The sequence below is a fragment of the Pseudomonas sp. UBA7500 genome (assembly GCF_002478435.1).
Lineage (GTDB): Bacteria > Pseudomonadota > Gammaproteobacteria > Pseudomonadales > Pseudomonadaceae > Aquipseudomonas > Aquipseudomonas palmensis.
Window position 1 is genome coordinate 42348 of record NZ_DLNW01000008.1, and the last position, 7639, is coordinate 49986.

Consider the following 7639-nt stretch of genomic DNA (forward strand, 5'->3'; position numbering starts at 1 on the left):
TGCCGTATAGGAAATTGGCCCCCGTTTACGCCTCGTTCCGGCGTGCCGTCATGGCGGCAGGCGGGCAGTAATGTTAAAAGTAGTGGTTTGTTGACCCGGTCGCCCGGTCGACCCCTGTTGGACGCGCATTGAGCGCAGGAATAGACGCGTTTTGAAGAAATCCACCGCAACACCCAACCCCGAGCCGATCTGGCGCCAGCAGCTGCACTACCGGCTCAAGGAAGGTGCGCTGATCGCCATGGGCGCGCTGTGCCTGTACCTGTGGATGGCCTTGCTCACCTACGACCAGGCCGACCCGGGCTTCAGCCATACCAGCAATGTCGAGCAGGTGCAGAACGCCGCCGGTCGCGCCGGGGCGTTCTTTGCCGACGTGTTGTTCATGGTGCTGGGCTATTTCGCCTATATCTTCCCGTTGCTGCTGGCGATCAAGACCTGGCAGATCTTCCGCGAACGTCATCAGCCCTGGCAGTGGAGCGGCTGGCTGTTCTCCTGGCGTTTGATCGGCCTGGTGTTCCTGGTGCTGTCGGGCGCCGCGCTGGCGCATATCCATTTCCATTCGGCCCCGAGCCTGCCGGCCTCGGCGGGCGGCGCGCTGGGCGAAAGCCTGGGTGACCTGGCCAAGAACGCGCTGAACGTGCAGGGCAGCACCCTGATGTTCATCGCGCTGTTCCTGTTCGGCCTGACCGTGTTCACCGACCTGTCGTGGTTCAAGGTGATGGACATCACCGGCAAGATCACCCTCGACCTGTTCGAACTGTTCCAGGGTGCGGCCAACCGCTGGTGGGCCGGGCGCAACGAGCGCAAGCGCCTGGTTGCCCAATTGCGTGAAGTCGACGAGCAGGTGCACGACGTGGTGGCGCCTGTGGTGCCCGACCGCCGCGAGCAGCTCAAGGCCAAGGAACGCATCATCGAGCGCGATACCGCGCTGAGCAAGCATGTGGCCGAACGCGAGCAGCATGTGCCACCGGTGATCATGCCGGCGCCGGCCAAGGCGCCAGAGCCGAGCAAGCGCGTGCAGAAGGAAAAGCAGGCGCCGTTGTTCGTGGACAGCGCCATCGAAGGCACGCTGCCACCGATTTCGATTCTCGACCCGGCCGAGAAGAAGAAGGTCAACTATTCGCCAGAGTCCCTGGCGGGCGTGGGCCATCTGCTGGAAATCAAGCTCAAGGAGTTCGGGGTTGAAGTGTCGGTGGACTCGATCCACCCCGGCCCTGTGATCACCCGCTACGAAATCCAGCCGGCCGCCGGGGTCAAGGTCAGCCGCATCGCCAACCTGGCCAAGGACCTGGCGCGCTCGCTGGCGGTAACCAGCGTGCGCGTGGTCGAAGTGATCCCGGGCAAGACCACGGTGGGTATCGAGATTCCCAACGAAGACCGCCAGATCGTGCGCTTCTCCGAGGTGCTGTCGTCGCCGCAGTATGACGAGGCCAAGTCGCCTGTGACCATGGCCCTGGGTCACGATATCGGCGGCAAGCCGGTGATCACCGACCTGGCCAAGATGCCGCACCTGCTGGTGGCCGGTACCACAGGTTCCGGTAAATCGGTGGGCGTGAACGCGATGATCCTGTCGATCCTGTTCAAGTCCGGCCCCGAAGACGCCAAATTGATCATGATCGACCCGAAGATGCTCGAGCTGTCGATCTACGAAGGCATCCCGCACCTGCTGTGCCCGGTGGTCACCGACATGAAGGACGCCGCCAATGCCCTGCGCTGGAGCGTGGCCGAGATGGAGCGCCGCTACAAGCTGATGGCGGCCATGGGCGTGCGCAACCTGGCCGGCTTCAACCGCAAGATCAAGGACGCCGAAGAAGCGGGCGAGCCGATCTACGACCCGATGTTCAAGCGCGAAAGCATGGATGACGTGCCGCCGCTGCTCAAGACCCTGCCGACCATCGTGGTGGTGGTGGACGAATTCGCCGACATGATGATGATCGTCGGCAAGAAGGTCGAAGAACTGATCGCCCGTATCGCGCAGAAGGCGCGGGCTGCCGGTATCCACCTGATCCTGGCCACCCAGCGTCCGTCGGTGGACGTGATCACCGGCCTGATCAAGGCCAACATCCCGACCCGCATGGCGTTCCAGGTATCGAGCAAGATCGACTCGCGCACCATCATCGACCAGGGCGGCGCCGAACAACTGCTGGGCCATGGCGACATGCTGTACATGCCGCCGGGCACCAGCCTGCCGATTCGCGTGCACGGCGCCTTCGTGTCCGACGAAGAGGTTCACCGCGTGGTCGAGGCCTGGAAGCTGCGCGGCGCCCCGGACTACAACGACGACATCCTCAGCGGTGTCGAAGAGGCCGGCAGCGGCTTCGATGGGGGCGGTGGTGGTGGCGGTGACGATGACGCCGAAACCGACGCGCTGTACGACGAGGCCGTGCAGTTCGTGCTCGAAAGCCGTCGTGCCTCCATTTCCGCGGTACAGCGCAAGCTCAAGATTGGCTACAACCGCGCCGCCCGCATGATCGAGGCGATGGAAATGGCCGGTGTGGTCACTGCCATGAACACCAACGGTTCGCGTGAAGTGATTGCGCCCGGACCGATGCGCGACTGATGATTCCTTATCTGCCGGCGGCCATTGACGGCCGCCTGCCCACCCCTACTGCAACGAGGATTTCCATGCGCCTGATTCGCATGCTGTTGGTTTCCGCCATGGCCCTGTCCAGCGCTTCGGTTTTCGCCGCAGAGGCGGACGTCAAAAGCCTGACCCAATTGCTGGAGACGTCCAAGACCATTTCTGCCGGTTTCTCGCAACTGACCCTCGATGGCAGCGGCACCCAGTTGCAGGAAACCACCGGTCAGATGGCGGTGCAGCGCCCTGGCCTGTTCTACTGGCACACCGATGCGCCTGCCGAGCAGGTGGTGGTGTCGGACGGCAAGAAGGTGACCCTGTGGGACCCGGACCTGGAGCAGGCGACCATCAAGAAGCTCGACGAGCGTCTGACCGAAACGCCGGCCTTGCTGTTGTCGGGTGATATCTCGAAAATCAGCCAGAGCTTCGATATCACCTCCAAGCAACAGGGTGACGTGATCGATTTCACGCTCAAGCCCAAAACCAAGGACACCCTGTTCGACTCGCTGCGCCTGTCGTTCCGCAAGGGGCTGGTAAACGATATGCAACTGATCGACAGCGTCGGCCAGCGCACCAACATCCTGTTCAGCGGGGTCAAGGCCAATGAGCCGATCCCGGCGAGCAAATTCAAGTTCGTCGTGCCTGAAGGCGCCGACGTGATTCAAGAGTAAAGAGGTCAAGCCCGCGTCCATGGACCTGTTTCGAAGTGACCCTGTTGCCCAGCCCTTGGCCGCGCGCCTGCGCCCGGCCAACCTGGACGAATACGTCGGCCAGCAGCACCTGCTGGCGCGCGGCAAGCCGCTGCGCGAGGCACTGGAGCAGGGCGCGCTGCACTCGATGATCTTCTGGGGCCCGCCCGGGGTGGGCAAGACCACCCTGGCGCGTTTGCTGGCACAGTTCTGCGAGGCGCACTTCGAGACCGTTTCAGCCGTACTGGCCGGGGTCAAGGAGATCCGCCAGGCGGTGGAGATCGCCAAGCAGCAGGCCGCCCAGTACGGGCGGCGCACCATCCTGTTCGTCGACGAAGTGCACCGCTTCAACAAGTCGCAGCAGGACGCCTTTCTGCCGTATGTGGAAGACGGTACGCTGATCTTCATCGGCGCCACCACCGAAAACCCCTCGTTCGAACTCAACAACGCCCTGCTGTCGCGGGCGCGCGTGTATGTGCTCAAGAGCCTGGACGAAGCCGCGTTGCACCGCCTGGTGGAGCGCGCACTGACCGAGGAGCGCGGCCTGGGCAAGCGCAACCTGAGCCTGGGCGACGAAGCCTTCAAGATGCTGCTGGCTGCCGCCGATGGCGATGGCCGGCGCCTGCTCAACCTGCTGGAGAATGCCTCGGACCTGGCCGAAGACGGCAGCGAGATCGGGGTGGAGCTGCTGCAAAGCCTGCTCGGTGATACCCGTCGACGTTTCGACAAAGGCGGCGAGGCCTTCTACGACCAGATTTCCGCATTGCACAAGTCGGTGCGCGGCTCCAACCCCGATGGGGCGCTGTACTGGTTCGCGCGCATGCTCGATGGCGGCTGCGACCCGTTGTACCTGGCGCGGCGCGTGGTGCGCATGGCCAGCGAAGACATCGGCAACGCCGACCCGCGTGCGCTGAGCCTGTGTCTGGCCGCGTGGGACGTGCAGGAGCGCCTGGGCAGCCCCGAGGGCGAGCTGGCGGTGGCCCAGGCCATTACGTACCTGGCCTGTGCGCCCAAGAGCAACGCGGTGTACATGGGCTTCAAGACCGCCCTGCGCGAAGCCGCCGAGCATGGTTCGCTGGAAGTGCCACTGCACCTGCGCAACGCACCCACCAAGCTGATGAAGCAACTGGGCTACGGCGACGAGTACCGTTATGCCCACGACGAGCCCGATGCCTATGCGGCGGGCGAAGACTACTTTCCCGATGACCTCGCGCCGCGCCAGTACTACCAGCCGGTGCCTCGCGGCCTGGAGCTGAAGATCGGCGAGAAGCTGCGCCACCTGGCCGAACTCGATCGCCTGAGCCCGCGCCAGCGGAGGAAGCCATGATTGCCCTGGTGGCCGCAGTCAGCGCCGGGGGCATTGCCGGCACGCTGCTGCGCTTTGCTGCGGGAAATTGGGTCAATGCCCACTGGCCACGCCACTTCTATCTCGGTACGCTGGCGGTCAACCTGATTGGCTGCCTGCTGATCGGCTTGCTCTACGGGCTGTTTCTGCATCGCCCGCTGGTGCCGGTCGAGCTGCGCGCAGGCCTGATCGTCGGCTTCCTTGGCGGCCTGACGACCTTTTCATCCTTTTCCATGGACACCGTACGCCTGCTCGAAAGCGGGCAAGCGCCCCTGGCGTTCGGCTATGCCAGCCTCAGTGTAGTGGGTGGCCTGCTCGCCACCTGGGCCGGTTTGTCCTTGACCAAATTCTGAACCAGCGAGAAAACGATATGCTCGATTCCCAACTGTTACGCGGCCAACTTCAGGAAGTGGCGGATCGCCTGGCTTCCCGTGGCTTCAGCCTGGATGTCGCGCGCATCGAAGCACTTGAAGAGCGCCGCAAGTCTGTGCAGACCCGCACCGAACAGCTGCAGGCCGAGCGTAACGCCCGTTCCAAATCCATCGGCCAGGCCAAGGCCAAGGGTGAGGACATTGCCCCGCTGATGGCCGACGTCGAGCGCATGGCCAACGAACTGGCTGCCGGCAAGGTGGAGCTGGAAGGTATCCGCGAAGAGCTGGACGCTATCCTGCTGACCATCCCCAACCTGCCGGACGCCAGCGTACCGGTGGGCGCCGATGAAGACGACAACGTCGAAGTGCGCCGCTGGGGCACCCCGCGCAGTTTCGATTTTGCGATCCAGGACCACGTCGCCCTGGGCGAGCGTAACGGCTACCTCGACTTCGAGACCGCAGCCAAGCTGTCGGGTGCGCGGTTTGCCCTGCTGCGCGGCCCGATCGCCCGTCTGCACCGTGCCCTGGCGCAGTTCATGATCAACCTGCACACCGCCGAGCATGGCTACGAGGAAGCCTACACCCCGTACCTGGTACAGGCCCCGGCGCTGCAAGGTACCGGCCAGCTGCCCAAGTTCGAGGAAGACCTGTTCAAGATCAGCCGCGAAGGCGAGGCCGACTTCTACCTGATCCCGACGGCCGAAGTGTCGCTGACCAACATCGTGGCCGGCGAAATCGTCGATGCCAAGCAACTGCCGATCAAGTTCGTCGCCCACACCCCGTGCTTTCGTAGCGAAGCCGGTGCGTCGGGTCGCGATACCCGCGGCATGATCCGCCAGCACCAGTTCGACAAGGTCGAGATGGTCCAGGTGGTCGAGCCGGGCAAGTCGATGGAAGCCCTCGAAGGCCTGACTGCCAACGCCGAGCGCGTGCTGCAACTGCTGGAGCTGCCTTACCGCGTACTGTCGCTGTGCACCGGCGACATGGGCTTCAGTGCCGTGAAGACCTACGACCTGGAAGTGTGGGTGCCGAGCCAGGACAAGTACCGCGAAATTTCCTCGTGCTCCAATTGCGGCGACTTCCAGGCGCGCCGCATGCAGGCCCGCTGGCGCAACCCGGAAACCGGCAAGCCGGAGCTGGTGCACACCCTCAACGGCTCGGGCCTGGCTGTAGGCCGTACCCTGGTGGCAGTGCTGGAGAACTACCAGCAGGCTGATGGCAGCATCCGTGTACCGGACGTGCTCAAGCCTTACATGGGTGGCCTGGAGATCATCGGTTAAATGGAGTTCCTGCCGCTGTTCCACAACCTGCGGGGCAGCCAGGTGCTGGTCGTAGGTGGAGGCGAGATTGCCCTGCGCAAGTCTCGCCTGCTGGCCGATGCAGGTGCCGTGCTGCGGGTGGTTGCCCCTGAAATCGAGGGGCAACTGGCCGAACTGGCACGCTCCAGTGGCGGCCAGACCCTGGCCCGCGGCTATCACGAAAGCGACCTCGACGGTTGCCAGCTGATCATCGCCGCCACCGACGACCAGGCGCTCAACGCCCAGGTATCGGCCGATGCGCGCCAGCGCTGTGTGCCGGTCAACGTGGTGGATGCGCCGGCCTTGTGCACGGTGATCTTCCCGGCGATCGTCGACCGTTCGCCACTGGTGGTGGCAGTGTCCAGCGGCGGCGATGCGCCGGTGCTGGCACGCCTGATCCGCGCCAAGCTGGAAACCTGGATTCCTGCCGCCTATGGCGAACTGGCCGGCCTGGCCGCGCGCTTTCGCCATCGGGTCAAGGAGCTGTACCCCGACGTGAACCAGCGTCGTGGGTTCTGGGAAGACGTGTTCCAGGGCCCGATTGCCGAGCGCCAGCTGGCCGGGCAGGGCGCCGAAGCCGAACGCCTGCTGCAGGCCAAGGTGGACGGCGCGCTGCCGCAGACCTCGGGCGAGGTGTACCTGGTGGGGGCGGGGCCGGGTGATCCGGACTTGCTGACCTTCCGTGCGCTGCGCCTGATGCAGCAGGCCGATGTGGTGCTGTACGACCGCCTGGTGGCGCCCGCCATCATCGAGTTGTGCCGGCGCGACGCCGAGCGCATCTACGTGGGCAAGCGCCGCGCCGATCACAGCGTACCGCAGGACCAGATCAACCAGCTGCTGGTGACCCTGGCCAAGCAAGGCAAGCGCGTGCTGCGCCTCAAGGGCGGCGATCCGTTCATCTTCGGCCGGGGTGGCGAGGAGATCGAAGAGCTGGCCGAGCATGGCATACCCTTCCAGGTGGTGCCGGGCATCACCGCAGCCAGCGGCTGTTCGGCGTATGCCGGCATCCCGCTGACCCACCGCGATTATGCCCAGTCGGTGCGCTTCGTGACCGGCCACCTCAAGGACGGTACCAGCAACCTGCCGTGGAATGACCTGGTGGCGCCTGCGCAGACCCTGGTGTTCTACATGGGGTTGGTGGGCTTGCCGACCATCTGTGCCGAGCTGATTCGTCACGGTCGTGCGGCTAGTACGCCGGCGGCGCTGGTGCAGCAGGGCACTACCACCAACCAGCGGGTGTTTACCGGCACCCTGGCCGACCTGCCGCAACTGGTGGCGGAGCATGAAGTGCATGCGCCGACGCTGGTGATCGTGGGCGAGGTGGTGCAGCTTCGCGAGAAGCTGGCGTGGTTCGAAGGGGC

The 7639-nt window shown here is 64.6% G+C and carries 6 protein-coding genes; all 6 read left to right on the top strand.

All coding sequences use genetic code 11. From position 1 onward, the window contains the following. The first annotated feature begins 151 nt into the window (after nucleotides 1-151). A complete protein-coding gene (gene ftsK / locus B4I46_RS06350) occupies nucleotides 152-2557 on the top strand; it encodes a DNA translocase FtsK (protein ID WP_043860849.1) in 2406 nt (801 codons plus the stop codon). 65 nt (nucleotides 2558-2622) lie between these two features. After that, the gene (gene lolA / locus B4I46_RS06355; protein WP_043860848.1) at nucleotides 2623-3246 is read left to right on the top strand and encodes an outer membrane lipoprotein chaperone LolA; all 624 of its coding nucleotides are present in this window, start codon (nucleotides 2623-2625) and stop codon (nucleotides 3244-3246) included. Between the two features lie 19 nt (nucleotides 3247-3265). After that, nucleotides 3266-4591 carry a replication-associated recombination protein A gene (locus tag B4I46_RS06360; protein ID WP_043860847.1) on the top strand — a complete coding sequence of 442 codons (1326 nt, stop codon included), beginning with the start codon at nucleotides 3266-3268 and terminating at the stop codon, nucleotides 4589-4591. After that, nucleotides 4588-4962 carry a fluoride efflux transporter CrcB gene (gene crcB, locus B4I46_RS06365; protein ID WP_043860846.1) on the top strand — a complete coding sequence of 125 codons (375 nt, stop codon included), beginning with the start codon at nucleotides 4588-4590 and terminating at the stop codon, nucleotides 4960-4962. Before B4I46_RS06360 ends, crcB begins: the two co-directional genes overlap by 4 nt. A 17-nt stretch (nucleotides 4963-4979) precedes the next feature. Next, nucleotides 4980-6260 carry a serine--tRNA ligase gene (gene serS, locus B4I46_RS06370; RefSeq protein ID WP_043860845.1) on the top strand — a complete coding sequence of 427 codons (1281 nt, stop codon included), beginning with the start codon at nucleotides 4980-4982 and terminating at the stop codon, nucleotides 6258-6260. Beyond that, nucleotides 6261-7639: siroheme synthase CysG (cysG, locus tag B4I46_RS06375; RefSeq protein WP_286899133.1), on the top strand; the 1379-nt coding region annotated here is incomplete at its 3' end.

Coding starts and splice junctions, on each gene's coding strand:
- crcB (WP_043860846.1), top strand. CDS start 4,588: ATGATTGCCCTGGTGGCCGCAGTCAGCGCCGGGGGCATTGCCGGCACG.
- B4I46_RS06360 (WP_043860847.1), top strand. CDS start 3,266: ATGGACCTGTTTCGAAGTGACCCTGTTGCCCAGCCCTTGGCCGCGCGC.
- serS (WP_043860845.1), top strand. CDS start 4,980: ATGCTCGATTCCCAACTGTTACGCGGCCAACTTCAGGAAGTGGCGGAT.
- lolA (WP_043860848.1), top strand. CDS start 2,623: ATGCGCCTGATTCGCATGCTGTTGGTTTCCGCCATGGCCCTGTCCAGC.